This is a genomic window from Pseudomonas taiwanensis DSM 21245 (assembly GCF_000425785.1).
Lineage (GTDB): Bacteria > Pseudomonadota > Gammaproteobacteria > Pseudomonadales > Pseudomonadaceae > Aquipseudomonas > Aquipseudomonas taiwanensis.
On record NZ_AUEC01000014.1, the window covers coordinates 100,568 to 117,597 of the forward strand.

Here is a 17,030-nt window from a genome sequence, read left to right on the forward strand (position 1 = left end):
CGCAGCCGGTTATGCTGCGCCCATGACACTCACGGCCCAGGCGCTTTCAGAGAAACCGCCGGCGTACAAGAACAATTCGAGTGAAGCCATGAACATGTACCATGATGCCGATCGTGCCCTGCTGGACCCGATGGAAACCGCCAGTATCGACGCCCTGCGCCAGCATCAGCTAGAGCGACTGCGCTGGAGCCTGAAGCACGCTTACGACAACGTGCCACTGTACCGCCAGCGCTTCGACGAATGCGGCGCCCACCCCGATGACCTCAAGTGCCTGGAAGACCTGGCGAAGTTCCCCTTCACCGGCAAGAACGACCTGCGCGACAACTACCCCTACGGCATGTTCGCCGTGCCCCAGCAAGAGGTCGTGCGCCTGCATGCATCCAGCGGCACCACCGGCAAACCCACGGTGGTGGGTTACACCCAGAACGACATCGACACCTGGGCCAATGTGGTTGCCCGTTCGATTCGTGCCGCTGGCGGGCGCAAGGGCGACAAGGTACACGTCTCGTATGGCTACGGCCTGTTCACCGGCGGCCTGGGCGCCCATTACGGCGCCGAGCGTCTAGGGTGCACGGTCATCCCGATGTCCGGCGGCCAGACCGAGAAGCAGGTGCAGCTGATCCGCGATTTCCAGCCCGATATCATCATGGTCACGCCGTCCTACATGCTGAACCTGGCCGATGAAATCGAGCGCCAAGGCATCGACCCACAGGACCTCAAGCTGCGTCTGGGCATCTTCGGCGCCGAGCCTTGGACCGACGAGTTGCGTCGTTCCATCGAACAGCGCCTGGGCATCGACGCCCTGGACATCTATGGCCTGTCGGAAATCATGGGGCCAGGCGTGGCCATGGAATGCATCGAGACCAAGGACGGCCCGACCATCTGGGAGGACCACTTCTACCCCGAGATCATCGATCCGGTAACCGGCCAGGTGCTCCCAGACGGGCAATTGGGCGAGTTGGTGTTCACCTCGCTAAGCAAGGAGGCGCTACCGATGGTGCGTTATCGCACCCGCGACCTCACCCGCTTGTTGCCCGGCACGGCCAGGCCGATGCGACGGATTGGCAAGATCACTGGGCGCAGTGACGACATGCTGATCATCCGTGGGGTGAACGTGTTCCCGACGCAGATCGAAGAGCAGGTACTCAAAATAAAACAGCTTTCAGAGCTATACGAGATTCATCTGTATCGCAACGGAAACTTGGACAGTGTCGAAGTGCATGTCGAGCTGCGTGCCGAGTGCCAGCACCTGGACGAGGCGCAGCGCAAACTGCTGACCGGCGAGCTGACCAAGCAGATCAAGACCTACATCGGTATCAGCACCCAAGTGCGGCTACAGCCCTGCGGGACGCTCAAGCGTTCCGAGGGCAAGGCCTGTCATGTGTATGACAAACGGTTGGCCAGCTGATTTTTTGGTGTGCCTCAGATAGAGCGCCGCGCGGGCGGCGCTCGATTCATTGGCCACCTCAAGACTCCAGACAGGCAAAGCGATACACAAACGTTACGTGATACACATAAAACAGTTTGACGTTATGTTTTGTATCGCTTACAAATGACTCATGCCTTAGCAGGAGTCGGAACATGTACGCACAGCTAGTGGAAACCGGAGTCAAGCGCGTCAAGTCACTGGAGGAGATGTCGCCCGAGGAGCGCAACTTTCAGGAGAAGATCGACGCCGAAGTCAAGATCGAAGCCAAGAACTGGATGCCCGAGGCCTACCGCCAGACGCTGATCAGGCAGATCTCCCAGCACGCCCATTCGGAAATCGTCGGCATGCTGCCGGAAGGCAACTGGGTGACCCGCGCGCCGAGCCTCAAGCGCAAGCTGCAACTGATGGCCAAGATCCAGGACGAAGCCGGCCACGGTCTGTACCTTTACAGCGCCATGGAAACCCTCGGCGCGGACCGCGACGAAGAGATCGCCAAGCTGCACAGCGGCAAGGCCAAGTATTCGAGCATCTTCAACTACCCGACCCTGAGCTGGGCCGACATGGGTGCCGTGGGCTGGCTGGTCGATGGCGCCGCCATCGTCAACCAGGTGGTGCTACAGCGCACCTCCTACGGTCCCTACTCCCGCGCCATGATCCGCATCTGCAAGGAAGAGAGCTTCCACCAGCGCCAGGGCTACGAACTGCTGTTGACCATGATGCGCCACGGCACCCAGGCCCAGAAGGACATGGTCCAGGACGCCATCAACCGCCTGTGGTGGCCAGCGCTGATGATGTTCGGCCCCAGCGACGAGCACTCGCCCAACAGCGCCCAGTCGATGGCCTGGAAAATCAAGCGCCAGACCAACGATGAACTGCGCCAGCGCTTCATCGACCAGACCGTACCGCAACTCGAGCTACTGGGCTGCACCGCACCCGACCCGGCGCTGAAGTGGAACGAAGCCCGTGGCCACTACGACTTCGGCGAAATCCAGTGGGACGAGTTCTACGAAGTCATCAAGGGCAACGGCCCCTGCAACCAGGAGCGCGTCGCCACCCGGCGCAAGGCCATCGAGGATGGCGCCTGGGTCCGCGAAGCGGCCGTGGCCTATGCACGCAAGCAACAGAACAAGAACGCCGCCTGAGCGGCGATTGATGCGGAGATCGAAAATGTCTGTCTGGACCCTTTATGAAGTGTTCGTGCGCAGCAAGCACGGCCTGAACCACAAGCATGTCGGCAGCGTGCATGCCGCCGACGCCGCCATGGCGATCGAAAACGCCCGTGAGCTGTACACCCGCCGCAGCGAAGGCGTGAGCCTCTGGGTGGTTCCCTCGGCCTTGATCACCGCGTCCTCGCCCGATGAGAAAGACCCCTTGTTCGCCCCGTCCGACGACAAGGTGTACCGCCATGCCAGCTTCTATGAGCTGCCCGACGAAGTCGGACACATGTGAGGCCCGCCATGCACGAACAAAACCTCATTGCGTATCTGCTTCTGCTGGGTGACAGCGCCCTGGTCCAGGGCCAGCGTTTGTGCGAGTGGTGCGGCCGCGCCCCTGCCCTCGAAGAAGAACTGGCCCTGATGAACGTCGGCCTCGACCTGGTCGGCCAGGCGCGCAACTGGCTGGAATATGCTGCAGAACTGCTCGATGACGGCCGCGATGCCGATGCCCTGGCGTTTCGCCGGGACGAGCGGGCGTTCCGTAACTTGCTGCTGGTCGAACAGCCCAATGGCGACTTCGCCGTCACCATGACCAAGCAGTTCCTCTACGACGCCTGGCACCTTGCCGTGCTGCAGCAGCTTCAGGCATCCAGCGACGAGCGGATCGCCGGTATCGCTGCCAAGGCGGTCAAGGAAGTCACCTACCACCTGCGCCGCTCTGGCGAGTGGGTACAGCGCCTCGGGGGCGGCACCGACGAGAGCCGCCGACGCATGCTCGATGCGATTGCAGCGCTGTGGCGTTTCACGGTCGAGCTGAACACCGGCAGCGACGGCGAAGTGCAGCTGGCCGAGGCGGGTATCGCTGCTGATCCAACTCAGGTAGGCGCTGCCTGGCTCAAGCAGGTGAGCACGGTATTCGACTCGGTCGACCTGCCGTTGCCCAAAGCCGCCAGTCACTTCTACCTCGACGGTCGCAAAGGCCTGCACACCGAACATCTGGGCTTGCTGTTGGCCGAGATGCAGTTCCTGCCAAGGGCATATCCCGATGCAACCTGGTGAGCTGATTACCAGCGACCGTCGCGCCCGTGCGCTGCGCGGTGATGACCTGTCCCTCGCCTGGAAGACGCTGGAGCAGGTCATGGACCCCGAAGTGCCAGTGGTCAGCGTCGTCGACCTTGGCATCGTCCGGGACCTCGACTGGCGCGCCGGTCACCTGCACCTGGTGGTCACGCCCACCTACTCTGGGTGCCCGGCCACCGAGGTGATCGAGGACGATATTCGTCATGCCCTGGAACAAGCCGGTTTTGCCGCGCCGCAGCTGGAGCGTCGACTGACCCCGGCCTGGACCACCGATTGGATCACCCCCCAAGGCAGAGAACGCCTGTTGGCCTACGGCATCGCTCCCCCTGAGGGCAACCCCAGCAAGCGCAGCCTGCTGGGCGAACCGCCGCAGGTGTGCTGCCCGCAGTGCGGCAGTCGCCACACCGAGTTGCTCAGCCAGTTTGGCTCCACCGCATGCAAGGCGTTGTACCGCTGCCGCGAGTGCCTGGAGCCGTTCGACTATTTCAAATGCATTTGAGCCGTGGAGACCACCATGAGCCAGTTTCACAGCCTGACCGTCAAGCAAGTGCGCCCCGAAACCCGTGATGCGGTGTCCATTGCCTTCGATGTGCCCGAGCACCTGCGGGAAACGTTCCGCTTCACCCAAGGCCAGTACCTGGTGATGCGCACCCAACTGAATGACGAAGAAGTCCGCCGGTCCTACTCCATCTGCAGCGCAGTGCAGGACGGCGAACTGCGTGTGGCCGTCAAGCGCGTGCCAGGCGGTCGCTTCTCGGCGTTCGCCAACGAGGCGCTCAAGGCCGGCCAGCAACTGGAGGTCATGCCGCCGTCCGGCAGCTTCTTCGTGCCGCTGGACCCCACGCGCCAGGGCAATTACCTGGGTGTAGCTGCCGGCAGTGGCATCACCCCCATTCTGTCGATCATCGCCACCACCCTGGCCAGCGAGCCGAACAGCCGCTTCACCCTGCTCTACGGCAACCGTTCCAGTTCCGGCGCGCTGTTTCGCGACAAGCTCGAAGACCTCAAGAACCGCTACCTCGACCGCCTGAACCTGATTTTCGTGTTCAGCCGCGAGCAGCAGGACGTCGACCTCTACAACGGTCGCATCGATGCCGACAAGTGCGGCCAGCTGTTCTCCCGTTGGATGGATGTTTCGAGCCTGGATGCCGCGTTCGTTTGCGGCCCACAGGCGATGACCGAAACCGTGCGTGAAAGTCTGCAGGCCAATGGCATGGCCAATGAGCGCATCCATTTCGAGTTGTTCGCCGCCGCTGGCAGCCAAGCCCGTCGCGAAGCCCGCGAGGCGGCGCGCCAGGTCGACTCCGCGCTCAGCCACATCACCGTGATCAGCGATGGCCGCGCCCTTACCTTCGACCTGCCGCGCAATACCCAGAACGTGCTGGACGCCGGCAACGCCATCGGCGCCGAACTGCCCTACTCGTGCAAGGCCGGTGTGTGCTCCACCTGCAAGTGTCGGGTGATCGAGGGCGAAGTCGAGATGGACAGTAACCACGCGCTGGAGGACTACGAAGTGGCGGCCGGTTATGTGCTGTCGTGCCAGACCTACCCGGTGAGCGACAAGGTGGTCCTTGATTTCGACCAGCTCTGACACCTGGCCTACCGCAGCCTCTCCCGGAGCGGCTGTGGGATCTCCATGGCGCTGAACTGCCTAGCAACACCCGCGTGACCTCAACACAACAATTACAACACCCAGAGATCGCTTCCCATGACACCCGAACACATCGACAGCATCGCCAACCACCCCGACTTCCAGCACCTGGTCCGGTCCAAGCGCCGCCTCAATGGCAGCCTGACCTTGGCCATGCTGGTGATTTACTACGGCTTCGTGCTGCTGGTGGCATTTTCCCCCAGCACCCTGGGCCAGTCCCTGAGCGGCGGCGTCACCACCGTCGGCATGCTGGTGGGCGTCCTGATGGTGTTGCTGTCCTTCGCGCTGACCGGCCTCTACGTGCACCGTGCCAACAACGTCCTCGACCCCCTGAACGACAAGGTCAAGCAGGAGTGCGCACGATGAACTGGACTGCCATCTCGATGTTCATGGTGTTCGTCTGCTTTACCCTGCTGGTCACTCGCTGGGCAGCGATGCGCACGCGCTCGGCCAGCGACTTCTACACCGCCGGCGGAGGCCTGACCGGCATGCAGAACGGCCTGGCGATTGCGGGCGACATGATCAGCGCCGCCTCGTTCCTGGGCATCTCGGCGATGATGTTCATGAACGGCTATGACGGCTTGCTCTATGCCCTGGGTGTACTGGCCGGGTGGCCGATCATTCTGTTCCTGATCGCCGAACGCCTGCGCAACCTGGGCAAGTACACTTTCGCCGATGTGGTCTCCTACCGCCTGGCGCAGACGCCGGTGCGTCTGAGCTCGGCGTTCGGCACCCTGGCCGTGGCGCTGATGTACCTGGTGGCGCAAATGGTCGGTGCCGGGAAGCTGATCGAGCTGCTGTTCGGCATCAGCTACCTGTATGCGGTGATCCTGGTCGGAGTACTGATGGTCGCCTACGTGACTTTCGGCGGCATGCTCGCCACCACCTGGGTGCAGATCATCAAGGCGGTGATGCTGCTGTCGGGTACCAGTTTCATGGCCTTCATGGTGCTCAAGCACTTCGGTTTCAGCACCGAGGCCATGTTCGCCAATGCCGTGGCGGTGCACGCCAAAGGGCAGGCGATCATGGCACCTGGCGGCTTGCTGTCGAACCCTATCGACGCTATCTCACTCGGCCTGGGCATGATGTTCGGCACTGCCGGCCTGCCCCATATCCTGATGCGTTTCTTCACCGTCAGCGATGCCAAGGAGGCCCGAAAGAGTGTGTTCTATGCCACTGGTTTCATTGGCTATTTCTACCTGCTACTGATCGTCATCGGCTTTGGTGCCATCGTCATGGTCGGCACCGAGCCAGCCTACCGCGACGCCAGTGGTGCGATCATCGGTGGTGGCAACATGGTCGCCGTACACCTCGCTCAGGCCGTGGGGGGCAACCTGTTCCTGGGCTTCATCTCGGCCGTGGCCTTCGCCACCATCCTAGCGGTGGTCGCCGGCCTTGCGCTGTCCGGCGCCTCCGCCGTGTCCCACGATCTCTACGCGTGCGTGGTGCGCAAGGGCCAGGCCAGCGAACAGCAGGAAATGCGCGTCTCGCGTATCGCCACGCTGGTGATTGGTTTGCTGGCGGTCGTGCTGGGACTGGTGTTCGAGTCGCAGAACATCGCCTTCCTGTCTGGACTGGTGCTGGCCGTGGCCGCTTCGGTCAACTTCCCAGTGCTGCTGCTTTCGATGTTCTGGAAAGGCCTGACCACCCGAGGCGCAGTGTGCGGCAGCATGGCCGGGCTGGTTTCGGCCATCGTGTTGGTCGTGCTGGGCCCGGCAGTGTGGGTCAACGTGCTGCACAACGAACAAGCGCTGTTCCCTTACAGCAACCCCGCGTTGTTCTCCATGAGCCTGGCCTTCCTCTGCGCCTGGGTGTTCTCGGTAACAGACACCTCGGCGCGCGCCAGCGAGGAGCGTGGGCGCTACCTGGCGCAGTTCATCCGCTCCATGACCGGTATCGGCGCCGCTGGCGCCAGCAAGCACTGACCCCAGAACAGCATCATGTCGGATAAAAAAACAATGAACCGCACGCATCTGACCTCAGCCGCCTGGCTCGCCACACTTGCCCTGCCCTTGCCGGCCATGGCGGACTTCATCGACGACAGCCATGCACGGCTGGAATTGCGCAACCACTACATCAACCGCGACTTCCGTCAGGCTAACGCTCCCCAGGCCAAGGCCGAGGAATGGGGCCAAGGTTTCACCGCACGACTGGAATCGGGATTCACCGAAAGTCCCGTGGGCTTTGGTGTGGATGCCATGGGCCAGCTTGGCATCAAGCTCGACTCCAGCCGCGACCGGCGCAACACCGGCCTGCTGCCGTTCGGACCGAACAGCCATGAGCCGGTGGATGACTACAGCGAGTTGGGCCTGACCGGCAAGGTGCGGGTCTCCAAGAGCACGCTGCGCCTGGGCACCTTGCAACCGATCCTGCCAGTGGTGGTGTACAACGACACCCGCCTGCTGTCGTCGACCTTCCAGGGCGGACTGCTGACCAGCCAGGACATCGATGGGCTGACCGTCAACGCCGGGCGCCTGAGCAAAGTCAACCTGCGCGACTCGTCCGGCCGCGACGATATGGGCTACGGCGCCGCCAGCAGCGATCACCTGGACCTGGCCGGTGGCAGCTACGCCATCACCCCGCAGGCCACTGTCAGCTACTACTACGCCAAGCTCGACGAGATCTACCGCCAGCAGTTCGTCGGCCTGGTGCACACCCAGCCCCTGGGCGAAGGCGTGAGCTTGCGTAGCGACCTGCGCTACTTCGACAGCCGCGGCGACGGTGCCGAGCGCGCGGGCAACATCGACAACCGCAACTTCAACGCCCTGTTCACACTGGGTGTGAAGGCCCACAAGTTCACCGCCACCTGGCAGCAGATGTCCGGCGACAGCGCCTTTCCATTCGTCAACGGCGGTGACCCGTTCACCGTCAACCTGGTGACCTACAACACCTTCACCCGTGCCGGGCTGGACTCCTGGCAAGTGCGCTACGACTACGACTTCGTGGCGATGGGCATCCCCGGCCTGAGTTTCATGACCCGCTACACCGACGGCCGCCATGCCGAGACCGCCACGCTCAGCAATGGTCGTGAGCGTGAGCGCGACACCGACCTTACCTACGTCATCCAGAGCGGCCCATTCAAGGACGTCAGCCTGCGTTGGCGCAACGTCACCTTCCGTTCCGGCAACGGCCTGACCAATGCCGTGGACGAAAACCGCCTGATCATCGGCTACACCCTGGCGCTGTGGTAACAGCGCCTTCTTGAGGAGAACAGCATGTCCGACGCCCCAACCCTGCAGAGTTTCATCGCCGGCCGCTGGATCGGCCAGCACGGCGCCCAGGCGCTGCGCAGTGCCCTGGACGGTCACGTCCTGGCCTATAGCCACGAAGAGCGCCCGGACTTCGCCGAAGCCATGGACTTCGCCCGGGCACGTGGCCTTGCAGAACTGATGGCCATGGATTTCCAGCAGCGCGCTGCCCGCCTGAAGGCTCTGGCCCTTTACCTGGCCGAGCGCAAAGAACAGCTCTACGCCCTGTCCCACCACAGCGGCGCTACCCGCGCCGACAGCTGGATCGACATCGAAGGCGGCAACGCCACCCTGTTTTCCTATGCAGGCATTGGCAGCCGCGAACTGCCGTCCGGCAACCTGGTGCATGAAGGTCCGGCGATTCCATTGGGCAAAAAAGGCCATTTCGCCGGTAGCCACATCCTGGTGCCGCGCGCCGGCGTGGCTGTGCACATCAATGCCTTCAACTTCCCAATCTGGGGCATGCTCGAGAAATTTGCCCCGACCTTCCTGGCTGGCATGCCGTGCATCGTCAAGCCGGCGACCTCCACCAGCTACCTTACCGAAGCCGTGGTGCGCCTGATGAACGAGTCCGGCTTGTTGCCGGCCGGCAGCCTGCAACTGGTGATCGGCAGCACAGGCGACTTGCTCGACCGCCTGCAAGGCCAGGATGTGGTGACCTTCACCGGTTCCGCCGATACCGCCGCCAAATTGCGGGTAACACCGAACCTGGTGCGCAACTCTGTGCCCTTCACCGCCGAAGCCGACTCACTCAACTGCGCCATACTTGGGCCGGACGTCACCCCGGACAGCGAAGAGTTCGAACTGTACATCAAGGAAGTGGTGCGCGAGATGACCACCAAGGCCGGACAAAAGTGCACGGCGATCCGCCGCGCCATCGTTCCAGCCAAGCACCTTGACGCTGTCGCTACCCGCTTGCGTGAACGCTTGAGCAAGGTGGTGGTGGGTGATCCTTCGGTCGAAGGTGTGCGCATGGGGGCCCTGGCGTCCCACGACCAGCAGCGCGATGTCGGCGAGCGCGTACGCAGCCTGCTGGAAAGTTGCGACCAGCTGTTCGGTGCGGGTGATGGCTTTGCCCCAGTGGGCGAAGGTGTTGCCGAGGGTGCATTCTTCGCCCCGACCCTGCTTCAGGCCCGGGATCCTCACGCCGAGGGCGGAGCCCACGATATCGAAGCCTTCGGCCCGGTCAGCACGCTGATGGCGTATGACGACCTGGACGAGGCCCTGGCTCTCGCCGCCCGTGGTAAAGGTAGCCTGGTGGCGACGCTGGTCACCGCCGACCGTGCAGTGGCAGCCAAGGCCATTCCGGCTGCAGCCGCCTGGCATGGTCGTCTGTTGGTGCTGGACCGCGAGGCCGCGCAAGAGTCCACCGGCCACGGCTCGCCGCTGCCGCAATTGAAACATGGCGGCCCCGGCCGAGCGGGCGGCGGTGAAGAGCTGGGCGGCTTGCGTGCGGTCAAGCACTACCTGCAGCGCGCCGCTGTGCAAGGCTCGCCAAGCATGCTCACCGCCGTCACCGGCGAGTATGTCCGCGGCGCTGAAGTGATCGAAACCGAAGTTCACCCGTTCCGCCGCCATTTCGACGACCTGCGCATCGGCGAGTCGCTGCTGACGCACCGTCGCACCGTCACCGAAGCCGACCTGGTCAACTTCGGCTGCCTGTCGGGCGATCATTTCTACATTCACTTCGACGAGATCGCCGCCAAGCAATCGCAGTTTGGCAAGCGCATCGCCCATGGCTACTTCGTGCTGTCTGCCGCTGCCGGGCTGTTCGTCTCCCCAGGCGCCGGACCCGTGCTGGCCAACTACGGCCTGGACACCCTGCGCTTCATCAACCCGGTTGGCATTGGCGACACCATTCAGGCGCGCTTGACCTGCAAGCGCAAGATCGACCAAGGCAAGACCAGTCCTCTTGGCCAACCCCAAGGCGTGGTGGCCTGGGACGTGGAGGTCACCAACCAGTTGGGCGAGCTGGTCGCCAGCTACGACATCCTGACCCTGGTGCTCAAACGCTCCTGAGTGTGCGAACGCGCCCCCTGCAGGCCTCACTGCGGGGGCCGCTGACGGTCACCGGAAGCTCGCCAGCTGACCTCGGTGATGCCATAGCGCTCAGCCATCGGACGGCTGACTTTCCTGAGCTTTTCCCGGCCGAACTTCGGAATCACCCCGATCCCCGCGTCACAGCTGGCCCAATGCCAGGCGTCGGCGTTGTCCAGCCGGTCCAGGCGGATGATGAAGCTGCGCGGCTGGCCGTGCAGTTGATAGTCGATGATATACAGCTGTGGGCTAGGCATCGCAGGGGGCCTCCTGTTCTCCGTGGATGAGCCTTTGATGGATCAGGGTTTTTCCAGAAAATTCAAAACGCTGTTCAGCGACTGAGAGGGGTTTCACGCATGCACACTCCATTGGGTGGCCTCGGAACCGATCGCGAGCTCGTCGATGGCGTGGATCAGCCCGCTTTGCAGCGCTTCGTGGGGGCCCAGAATGCGCGGGTAGGCCATCAGGTAGCGAGGTACATCCAGGGCTTCGGCACTGCCTTCGGTTCTTTCGGCAACGATCTGCGCATAGAGGCGCAAGTCATAGTCCAGGCTCATGGCGTACTCAGCCATCCGCGCATGGTCCACCGAGCCATGCAGTGTCCAGTGAAACGGATGGAACAGGAATTTGCTGTAGCTGCAGGCCGTGCGGTGCTCGCCCGCGAGGAACAGAATGTTGCCCATCGACTCCACGGTACCCAGGTTGTGGGTATGCAACGCGATGGGCAGGCTACGTAGGAAGTTGTACAAGGTGAAACCGTAACTGCATTCACCGCCCATTGTGGCGATGTTCAACTGCAACACATCGGCGCCCTGCTGGATCGCCTTGCCGCACGTGCTGATCAGGTTGCCACAGGTGGACGAGTTGATAGGTCCGGTGAAGTGGATGATATGTCTGGCCATGCTGGTCTCCGCATTCGGGGTGGCCCAGGGGCGCTCATCAAAAAAGAGCTCCCTTGGGTGGAATCTCCAAGCGCTGGCAAAGTTCCCTCGAAATGACCCATCGGCGACTTTCTGTTGACGTTATTTTCACAGTCCTCCCTTTAGCGTCACGGCCTTTCCGGCAGCCGCAGGACTCGCGGCCGCCATGGTTCAACGAGGCAAACGTGTCAGACACTACATCCCCTTCCACCGCAAAACGCCTGGACTGGGCCGGCCTGGGCTGGCTACTTCTGTTCTTCTGGTACTTCTCCGGCGTCACCCAGGCGCTCTTGCTGTTCAGCGGTACCACAGGCTTTGCCGGTTTTCGCGACGCCTTGTTCCTGAGCAGCCTCTGGCTTGCCCCGGTGTTATTGCTGCCGCGCTTCACCCGCGCCACCGCGGCAGTGATTGGCCTGGTGCTATGGGGCGCCTCCCTGGTGGGCTTGAGCTACTTCGGCATCTATCGCCAGGAGTTCTCGCAAAGCGTCATTTTCGTGATGTTCGAGTCCAACACTGCAGAGGCGAGCGAGTACTTCAGCCAGTACTTCAGTATCTGGCTGGGCTTGGCACTGCTGCTGTACACCGCGGTCGCCGTGCTGCTATGGAAGCGCATTCGCCCGGTTTCGCTGCCTCTTCGCAGTCGCGTTCCGGTAGTTGTTCTGCTGTTGGCGGCGAACCTCGTCTACCCCTTCTACAAACAGATGGTCAATCAGCAGCGCAATTTTGCCGACGCGATGGAAAAGGTCGAGCAGCGCATGGAACCGGCGGTCCCCTGGCAGTTGTTGGTCGGCTACCGGCAGTATCGCCAGCAACTGGACAACATGCAGGCACTGCTGGCCCGCAACGCCTCGTTGCCGCCCTTGAAAAATCTCCATGACAGCAGCGGTACCGAACCGCGCACCTTGGTGCTGGTGCTGGGCGAATCCACAACCCGCGAACACATGCACCTGTATGGCTACAACCGTCCGACCACCCCGAATCTCGACGCTCTGGCGGCCAGCGACAAAGGCCTGACGGTATTCCACAACGTGGTTTCGCCTCGCCCTTACACCATCGAGGTGATGCAGCAGATCCTGACGTTCGGTGACCAGCAGAACCCGGACCGCTTCCTCACCGATCCATCGTTGATCAACCTGATGAAACAGGCGGGCTACAAGACCTTCTGGATCACCAACCAGCAGACCATGACCAAGCGCAACACCATGCTGACCACGTTCTCCCAGCAGACCGACGAGCAGGTCTACCTGAACAACCAGCGCAATCAGAACGCCAGCCAGTATGACGACGTGGTGCTTTCACCGTTCGAGAAGGCATTGCAAGACCCCGCACCGAACAAGTTCATCATCGTCCACCTGCTAGGGACGCACATGGATTACCGCTATCGCTATCCGCAGGCCTACGATCGCTTCACAGACCGGCAAGGTGTTCCGCCTCAGCTCACCGACAGCCAGGCAGACACCTACAATTTCTACGACAATGCGGTGTTGTATAACGACTACGTGGTTTCGAGCCTGATCAAACGTTACTCGGCAAGCGCTGCCAATGGCTTCCTGATGTACCTGTCCGACCACGGCGAAGATGTGTACAGCTCGGGTAATCATGACCGCCTGGGACGTAACGAAGGCGCCCCGACCCGGCCGATGTACACCATTCCATTCTTACTCTGGACCTCGCCAAGCTGGCAGGCCACGCATCCGCGCGACTTCCAGGCGATGGCCAACCGGGCCTACAGCAGCTCGCACCTGATCCATACGCTGTCAGACCTCGCGGGGCTCAGCTATGACCGCTACGAGCCGAAGAAGAGCCTGGTCAGTTCGCAATTCGTGGCGGCGCCACGTTGGATTGGCGACCCCTATCGCAAGGACGGTCTGCATGAGTTCGACCAGTTGCCGCAGGATACCCTGGACAAGGCCACCCGGGTGCAGGGCACGGCGAACGCCGCCAATCCTAACCCTGGCAAGATCTGAGAGGTTGAGCGAAACGCGGCAATGCAGTGCCAGGACATGCCCGGCACTGCAGCGCCTTCACTCAAGTGCGACCGCCCTTGCGGCCCGACTCGCGGTCGTGGTCCATGTTGCTGCCGGAGGACTGGCCGCCCTTGCGCCCCGCTTCGGAGGCCTTCTGGCGGTCGTTGGCGAAGTTACCAGGGTTCTTGCTGCCGCCTTGACTACCCTGGCGGCCATTTTCTTTGTTAGCCATGGTCTTTAACCTCATTTGGCTTCGGATATGCACGGCAGTACGCCGTACATAGGTTCGGAGTGCGGTCTCCCGCAGGGATTCGTTTTCAAAAGAAGGGTTCTGACCGGTGGCGTTAAATATGCGGGGAGTCTGTATTTGGCGCACCAAGCGACTGGCCATGAGGTCGCCCCAGCCAACTGCCGGTCAGCCTCCAGCCCAGTGCCAGCAGAGCGCCAATGACCATGGCCAATTGGGGATGGTCGGCCATCACGTCCAGCCCGCGCTTGAGCCAACCGCTCAGCGCATCGCCGCCGCGGTAGATCACGGTGTCGACGAAGTTCTTGGCCTTGTACTTGTCCTCGGGCGTCAGCACCGTGAACAGCATCTCCCGACCCGGTCGCACCAATGCGTACTCTCCGGCCCTACGCACCACCATCACCACCACGAACACCGCAAAGACTGGATACAGCGCAAGGCAGACGAAACCGACCGCCATTGCCAGCGGCACCCCCACCAGTAGGACACCAACCCCCAGATATCGGGCCAGACGTCCGGTGAGAAACAGCTGGGTGAGAATCGCCAGGGCCTGGACGATGGTGTCGATCAGCCCGAAAACCTGGGTCTGGCGAGTGCGGTCGGTGAATGTCTCGCTGACGATCCGCGCCTGCTCGAAGTACAGGAAGGTGCTGACGCTGGCCAGCAACACCACGAAACCGGCAATGCCCAGCAGGTACGAGGAGTGCAACACGGCGGTGGCGCCAGACAGTGGATTTCCGCCCAGAGGTTTGGAGGGTGGGTGTTCGGAAATGGCGGGCAATGGGTGGCGCGCCCGCCAACGTTGCAAATACCCAGTGGCAACGATACTGCCCAGCAGACAAGCGGTGGCCAGCAGCAGCAAGCCTGCGTGGCCGAGGGGTGCCACCAACAAGGTGCCGAGGATCGGCCCACTGAGCCCGCCCAGGCTGGCCCCGGCGGCCAGCAGCCCGAACAGCCGCGTGCCCTGTTCGTTGTCGAAGATGTCGGCGAGCACGCTCCAGGCCAGGGAGATGGCCAACAGATTGAACACCGACAACCAGATGTAAAAGGCCCGTGCTGCCCAGATATCATCCGGATTGCGGGCAAAGAGCACAGCGAACAACAGAAGGTTGCTGGCGAAGAAACCGTAGGTCCAAGGCAAGATATGGCGTCGGCGTACCCGGCTGGCGAGCACGCCAAACAAAGGCAGGCTCACTAGGGTAGCGAAGAAGGTCCCGGTGAACAGCCACTGCAGGTTATCCACCCCGCCCGCCACGCCCATGGTTTCGCGCACCGGACGCAGCATGAAATAGCCGGTGAACAGCAGATAGAAAAGCACTAGGCCCGCCACCACCGCTGCGCCTTCCCCTGGTTGCCAGTTCAGCCCCTTGCCCAGTCGACGCCGCCAGGTGTTCATGGGTCAGGCGAACTGTTCGATCAGCGCCTGTTGCTGCGCCTGGGTCAATAGCGGCCCGTGCCCGGCCTTGAGTTGGTCGAGTTGGCGATCCGGGCGGCCGGTGGCTGGGATCACCGTGGTGACCGCCGGATGGCTGATGGCGAACTTGAGAAACAACTGCGCCCAACTGCCGATGCCTGCCTCGCCAGCCCATCCCGGAAGGGGCATATCCTTGACCCGGGCGAACAGACGCCCATCGTCGAATGCCCGGTTGATCAGCACCGCAACGCCTTTTTCCTGGCATAACGGCAACAAGGTCCGCGCCGCGTCCGGGGCGTTGACCGAGTAATTGATCTGGATGAAGTCCAGCGGCTCGCGGCGCACGATCTCGGCCACGTCGTCATGGCCGCTGTTGAGGTAATGGGTAATGCCCACGTAACGGGTCTTGCCCTGCTGCTTGAGTTCGCGGGCATAGGGCAGCTGGATCTGCCATTGGCGAAGGTTGTGCACCTGCAAAAGCTCGACCTTGTCGGTGCGCAGGCTGCGCAGGGTACCCGCCCATTGCTCCTGGGCATCGGCGCGGCTGTTGGCAGCGATCTTGGTGGCAATGAAACACTGCTGGCGCCATCCGCCCTCCTCCAGCAACTGGCCAAGGATGGCATCCGCTCCGCCGTAGTTGGGTGAGGTGTCGATGACTTTGCCGCCACCCTCGAAAAAGGCCTTCAAAACGACCTTGAGCTGCTGGTACTGCGCGGAGCCGGCCTGGACCTCGAAACTGCCTGACGTGCCCGCCCCAATCACTGGCAAGGCTTCCTGGGTAGAGGCGATGGTGCGGGTAATCAGCCCGTCGGTGTTGGCCGCCCGCAGCCAGGGGCTGGCGGCCATCAGACCAAGCGTCGCCCCAGCGCGCAGGACATCGCGACGTGCGTACATGGCAAAGCTCCCGTCATCTGTCGGAAACTTCCAAGGCTAGTTGCTCTATCCGTGGCCGCCGGGTGTTTCTGTATCTGGATGTTTAGCGATCAGCCGAGCAAACGCTGCAGATCCACCGCACCTTCGGTCATCGGCGGGCACCAGTAGTAGCCGCCAGTGAGCGGGCGACTGAAACGATACAATGCATCGATGACACCGTCCTCGAGACCGCTCATGCGGCGCAGCTGCACCTCGAAAGCATCGAACGAGCGGCCCAAGGCCACGAAAGCCAGACCCGCACCACGCGAGTCGGTCCAGGACACTGAACGGCGGACCATGAAGGCCTCTGGCTCGAAGCTTTCCTGGGCGGTGCGCTTGACGTGGGCCGATTCCGGAGCGTCTTCGAGCTCTTCATTGTCGCTCAGGCGGCGACCGATGATGTCGTCCTGTTCAGGCTGGGGCAGCGACTTGAAGTAGTTCAGGTCATGCTTCCACAGCTGGAAAGCGGCGAAACTGGAGCCGCTCAGGCCAACGTGGTCGCCAGCGACGATGGCCGCCTCGACCGCCGCTTCGTCCCGCGGGTTCTCGGTACCGTCTTCATAACCTGTGAGGTCATGGCCTGCGCGGTGCAGGAAACCGTCGACACTGTCCACCAGGCGCAGGGCCGGGCTCAGCGATTGTTCAAGCTGCTGGGCGCGCAGGAACAGATCGCCGCGCTCTTCACCCCGCAGCCACAGCCACAAGGCATGCTGGGTACTTGGGTTCTCGACCACCGCGTCCAGCAGCGGAAACGGCCGCAGCCCTTCGATGTCGCGAGCCAGCGCTTTGGCCAGCGGTGCGCCAATACCCAGGATCAGGCTGCGTCCATCGACCTGTGGTTGCAGGGCATCGAGAACGGAGGGCAACGCCTCGAGCGATTCGATGGCGAAAAACAGGTGACGGGCGTGGGCTGGCACCGGCGTGGCAAGCAGACCTTGCTGATACGGCATGTCAGGCTAATCCTTGGC

Annotated in this window: 16 protein-coding genes and 1 pseudogene; 11 read left to right on the top strand and 6 right to left on the bottom strand. The window is 62.5% G+C overall.

All coding sequences use genetic code 11. From position 1 onward, the window contains the following. The first annotated feature begins 88 nt into the window (after window positions 1-88). The 10 genes and pseudogenes from paaK (at window position 89) to paaZ (ending at window position 10,584) form a co-directional block, all read left to right on the top strand. Window positions 89-1,408, top strand: coding sequence for a phenylacetate--CoA ligase PaaK (gene paaK / locus H620_RS0106075; RefSeq protein WP_023380582.1), 1,320 nt, complete (start codon window positions 89-91; stop codon window positions 1,406-1,408). Window positions 1,409-1,581: 173 nt separating this feature from the next. Beyond that, entirely contained in the window at window positions 1,582-2,571 is a 990-nt protein-coding gene (gene paaA, locus H620_RS0106080; protein ID WP_023380581.1) for a 1,2-phenylacetyl-CoA epoxidase subunit PaaA, read from the top strand. A 25-nt stretch (window positions 2,572-2,596) separates the two neighbouring features. Continuing rightward, the gene (gene paaB / locus H620_RS0106085; protein WP_004374528.1) at window positions 2,597-2,878 is read left to right on the top strand and encodes a 1,2-phenylacetyl-CoA epoxidase subunit PaaB; all 282 of its coding nucleotides are present in this window, start codon (window positions 2,597-2,599) and stop codon (window positions 2,876-2,878) included. Between the two features lie 8 nt (window positions 2,879-2,886). Further along, window positions 2,887-3,645, top strand: a complete 759-nt coding sequence (gene paaC / locus H620_RS0106090; RefSeq protein ID WP_023380580.1) for a 1,2-phenylacetyl-CoA epoxidase subunit PaaC — start codon at window positions 2,887-2,889, stop codon at window positions 3,643-3,645. Beyond that, window positions 3,632-4,165 (top strand): 1,2-phenylacetyl-CoA epoxidase subunit PaaD, encoded by a 534-nt coding sequence (paaD, locus tag H620_RS0106095; RefSeq protein ID WP_027906951.1) that lies wholly within the window; start codon window positions 3,632-3,634, stop codon window positions 4,163-4,165. The genes paaC and paaD overlap by 14 nt, the downstream gene beginning before the upstream one ends. 15 nt (window positions 4,166-4,180) lie before the next feature. Further along, window positions 4,181-5,257, top strand: coding sequence for a 1,2-phenylacetyl-CoA epoxidase subunit PaaE (gene paaE / locus H620_RS0106100; protein WP_023380578.1), 1,077 nt, complete (start codon window positions 4,181-4,183; stop codon window positions 5,255-5,257). Window positions 5,258-5,374: 117 nt separating this feature from the next. Continuing rightward, complete coding sequence (locus H620_RS0106105; RefSeq protein ID WP_023380577.1) at window positions 5,375-5,683, top strand: DUF485 domain-containing protein; 309 nt, start codon at window positions 5,375-5,377, stop codon at window positions 5,681-5,683. Next, window positions 5,674-7,242, top strand: a pseudogene (locus tag H620_RS0106110) (cation acetate symporter); the annotation flags it as partial. The gene H620_RS0106105 and the pseudogene H620_RS0106110, both read left to right, overlap by 10 nt. Window positions 7,243-7,275: 33 nt before the next feature. Further along, a complete protein-coding gene (locus tag H620_RS0106115; protein ID WP_027906952.1) occupies window positions 7,276-8,508 on the top strand; it encodes an OprD family porin in 1,233 nt (410 codons plus the stop codon). Between the two features lie 24 nt (window positions 8,509-8,532). Further along, window positions 8,533-10,584, top strand: coding sequence for a phenylacetic acid degradation bifunctional protein PaaZ (paaZ, locus tag H620_RS0106120; protein ID WP_027906953.1), 2,052 nt, complete (start codon window positions 8,533-8,535; stop codon window positions 10,582-10,584). Window positions 10,585-10,610: 26 nt separating this feature from the next. Here paaZ and H620_RS0106125 read toward each other — a convergent pair whose 3' ends face one another. Both H620_RS0106125 and H620_RS0106130 read right to left on the bottom strand, forming a co-directional pair. Further along, the gene (locus H620_RS0106125) at window positions 10,611-10,859 is read right to left on the bottom strand and encodes a DUF6555 family protein (protein WP_023380573.1); all 249 of its coding nucleotides are present in this window, start codon (window positions 10,857-10,859) and stop codon (window positions 10,611-10,613) included. 93 nt (window positions 10,860-10,952) lie between these two features. Continuing rightward, window positions 10,953-11,504 (bottom strand): ATP-dependent Clp protease proteolytic subunit, encoded by a 552-nt coding sequence (locus H620_RS0106130; RefSeq protein WP_023380572.1) that lies wholly within the window; start codon window positions 11,502-11,504, stop codon window positions 10,953-10,955. A 203-nt stretch (window positions 11,505-11,707) separates the two neighbouring features. On the opposite strand from H620_RS0106130, the gene H620_RS0106135 reads away from it, so the two are divergent. After that, window positions 11,708-13,489: a phosphoethanolamine transferase CptA gene (locus tag H620_RS0106135; RefSeq protein WP_081669648.1), complete on the top strand. Its 1,782-nt coding sequence runs from the start codon at window positions 11,708-11,710 to the stop codon at window positions 13,487-13,489. Window positions 13,490-13,550: 61 nt separating this feature from the next. Here the strand turns inward: H620_RS0106135 and H620_RS0106140 are convergent, their stop codons facing one another. The 4 genes from H620_RS0106140 to H620_RS0106155 all read right to left on the bottom strand — a co-directional run bounded on the left by H620_RS0106140 (window position 13,551) and on the right by H620_RS0106155 (window position 17,012). After that, complete coding sequence (locus H620_RS0106140) at window positions 13,551-13,721, bottom strand: con-10 family general stress protein (RefSeq protein ID WP_023380570.1); 171 nt, start codon at window positions 13,719-13,721, stop codon at window positions 13,551-13,553. Between the two features lie 112 nt (window positions 13,722-13,833). Continuing rightward, complete coding sequence (locus H620_RS0106145) at window positions 13,834-15,132, bottom strand: NTP/NDP exchange transporter (protein ID WP_027906955.1); 1,299 nt, start codon at window positions 15,130-15,132, stop codon at window positions 13,834-13,836. A 3-nt stretch (window positions 15,133-15,135) separates the two neighbouring features. Continuing rightward, window positions 15,136-16,044 carry an aldo/keto reductase gene (locus H620_RS0106150; protein ID WP_027906956.1) on the bottom strand — a complete coding sequence of 303 codons (909 nt, stop codon included), beginning with the start codon at window positions 16,042-16,044 and terminating at the stop codon, window positions 15,136-15,138. Window positions 16,045-16,133: 89 nt separating this feature from the next. Further along, the gene (locus H620_RS0106155) at window positions 16,134-17,012 is read right to left on the bottom strand and encodes a Dyp-type peroxidase (protein WP_023380567.1); all 879 of its coding nucleotides are present in this window, start codon (window positions 17,010-17,012) and stop codon (window positions 16,134-16,136) included. Window positions 17,013-17,030: the final 18 nt, after the last annotated feature.